Raw genomic sequence first — 2,911 nt, forward strand, 5'->3', positions numbered from 1 at the left:
CCCGGCGATGACCGAGGCCACCGGGGACTGGGCGGCCAGCCAGGAGAAGGCCAGCTGCACCGGGCTCAGCTCCCGTTCGGCGGCGAAATCCGCGAAGCGCTGCAGCTGCTCGAAGTCGCTGGTTTCCAGCAGGTGCTGGCGGGCGTGGGTCAGCCGGCTGCCCTTCGGTGCACTGCCCTTGGAGTATTTTCCGGTCAGCAGGCCGTTGGCAAGCGGGAAGTAGGGCAGCACCCCGAGCCCGAATTCGCGCGCCGCCGGCAGCACCTCCAGCTCGGCCCGCCGGTCGAGCAGGTTGTAGTGGTTTTGGGCGCAGATGAAGCGGTGGGATCCGAGCTGCCGGGCCACGTACTCGGCCCGGGCGATCTGCCAGCCGGCATGGTTCGAGTGCCCGATGTAGCGCACCTTGCCGGAGGTGACCAGATCATCCAGTGCGCGCAGCGTCTCATCGATCGGCGTATTGGGATCCGGCGTGTGGAACTGGTAGAGGTCGATGTACTCGGTTCCCAGCGGCGCAGGGAGGCCTCCACCGCGCGCATGATGTAGCGCCGCGAGCCCCGGGCCCCGAAGTCCGGCCCGTTCACCCCCTGCATGTCCAGGCCGAACTTGGTGGCCAGCACCACCTCGTCGCGGCGCTTTCCCAGCGCCTTGCCCAGCCGCTGCTCGGACAGGCCGGGCTGCTTGCCGTACATGTCCGCGACGTCGAACAGCGTGATCCCGGCATCCAGTGCCGCGTGGACCACCGCATCGGTTCCTGTCTGGTCCTCGGTGGCGGTCCCGGCCCGGCCGAGGTTGTTGCACCCCAGGCCGACCACTGACACGCTCAACCCGCTGTGTCCCAGCTGGCGGAATTCCATGTTCCCTCCTTGGCGGGCACGCTGCTGCTGCCCGCGGTCACCCACCACCGCGCCCGGATCCCGTCGGCGACCGGCGGCGGCCCGAGGTGCTGCGGCGGTGGTCTGCCTCTGATTTCTTCACCAGCGCGCCGCGGCGCGCCGGACCCTGCTTCCAACCTATCGGTTCGGATGAGGTCACGGACATATTTCGGTCAAAATTCACTACATTGCATATTTATCCACTATGCTGGATACATGTCTAAAGTCCTCACTAACCTTCCAGTCGGAGAACGCGTCGGAATCGCCTTCTCCGGCGGCCTTGACACCTCCGTTGCCGTCGCCTGGATGCGCCACAACGGCGCCATCCCCTACACCTACACCGGGGATCTGGGCCAGTACGACGAGCCGAACATCGACGCCGTTCCCGGCCGCGCCCTGGAATACGGGGCCGAGGCCTCACGCCTGGTCGACTGCAAGCCGGCCCTGGTCGAGGAGGGCTTCGCGGCCCTGGCCTGCGGCGCCTTCCACATCCGTTCCGGCGGCAAGTCCTACTTCAACACCACTCCCCTGGGCCGTGTGGTCACCGGCACCCTGCTGGTGCGCGCCATGCGTGAAGACGGCGTGGACATCTGGGGCGACGGCTCAACCTACAAGGGCAACGACATCGAGCGCTTCTACCGCTACGGCTGATGGCCAACCCGCGGCTGCAGATCTACAAGCCGTGGCTGGACCCGAACTTCGTGCACGAACTGGGCGGACGCCAGGAAATGAGCGAGTGGATGGTCGCCCACGGCTTCCCGTACCGCGATTCCGCCGAGAAGGCCTACTCGACCGATGCGAACATCTGGGGCGCCACCCATGAGGCGAAGACCCTGGAGCTGCTGGACACCTCGCTGGAATCGGTCGAACCGATCATGGGCGTGAAGTTCTGGGACGAGTCGGTGCAGATCAAGTCCGAGGACGTGTCGATCACCTTCGAGGCCGGACGCCCGGTGGCCATCAACGGCCAGGAGTTCAGCAGCGCGGTCGCCCTGGTCAACGAGGCGAACCTGATCGGTGGACGCCACGGCCTGGGCATGAGCGACCAGATCGAGAACCGCATCATCGAGGCCAAGTCGCGCGGCATCTACGAGGCCCCGGGCATGGCGCTGCTGTTCATCGCCTACGAGCGCCTGGTCAACGCGATCCACAACGAGGACACCGTGGCCAGCTACCACAACGAGGGCCGCCGCCTGGGCCGCCTGATGTACGAGGGCCGCTGGCTGGACCCGCAGTCGCTGATGCTGCGCGAATCGATCCAGCGCTGGATCGGCTCGGCGATCACCGGCACCGTCACCCTGCGTTTGCGCCGCGGGGACGACTACACGATCCTGGACACCGCCGGGGAGAACCTGAGCTACCACCCGGACAAGCTCTCGATGGAGCGTGTGGGCGACGCCGCGTTCGGCCCGCTGGACCGCATCGGCCAGCTGACCATGCGCAACCTGGACATCGCCGACTCGCGTGGACGCCTGGAGCAGTACGCCACCATGGGCCTGGTCGGTGGGCACACCGCCGATCTGGTCGGCGCCCTGGAATCCGGCGGCGCCGAGGCCATCGCCGAGGTTTCCCCGGTGGAAAGCGAGGAGCTGGCCCAGGACCGGATCATTGAAAGTGCCGCGTTCGACGCCGGCACCGACTAGGAACCCGGCACCGGCACCATGCTGAACGGCCCCGGCCGGCTTCCCGTTGTGGGAGCGGCCGGGGCTTGGCATGTGCGCCGTCCACCTGGTTTCCGTGTTGCGCCCAGCCTGGGGCTGTGTGCCCGCCGGGGCGCCGCGGTGGGGGCTAGCCGTTCCACCCGTTCAGGACGGCCAGGGACTGCAGGGCCAGGATGAAGCCGACCAGCGCGATCATCCGCAGGCCGGCGTGAATGATCCTTCCGCTGCGGGTGTCCTTGCCCGGCAGGGTGAACGCCTCGTCGGCCAGCCAGGTCACCAGCGTGGTCAGCGTGCCGATCAGCGCCTTTTGCTCCTCGGGCATCCGCATCAGCCTGGCCAGGGCGATGCCCAGCGCCAGCCCGAACAGCAGTTGGCCGG

Annotated in this window: 1 protein-coding gene and 2 pseudogenes; 1 reads left to right on the forward strand and 2 read right to left on the reverse strand. The window is 67.6% G+C overall.

Going from position 1 to position 2,911, the window contains the following annotated elements; genetic code table 11:
• Positions 1-854, reverse strand: a pseudogene (locus tag JCM19049_RS10870) (aldo/keto reductase); the annotation flags it as partial.
• 234 nt (positions 855-1,088) lie between these two features.
• On the opposite strand from JCM19049_RS10870, the pseudogene argG reads away from it, so the two are divergent.
• Positions 1,089-2,515, forward strand: a pseudogene (argG, locus tag JCM19049_RS10875) (argininosuccinate synthase).
• A gap of 145 nt (positions 2,516-2,660) precedes the next feature.
• Here the strand turns inward: argG and JCM19049_RS10880 are convergent.
• Positions 2,661-2,911: hypothetical protein (locus JCM19049_RS10880; RefSeq protein ID WP_279402997.1), on the reverse strand; the 251-nt coding region annotated here is incomplete at its 5' end.

The organism is Arthrobacter sp. JCM 19049 (assembly GCF_001310435.1).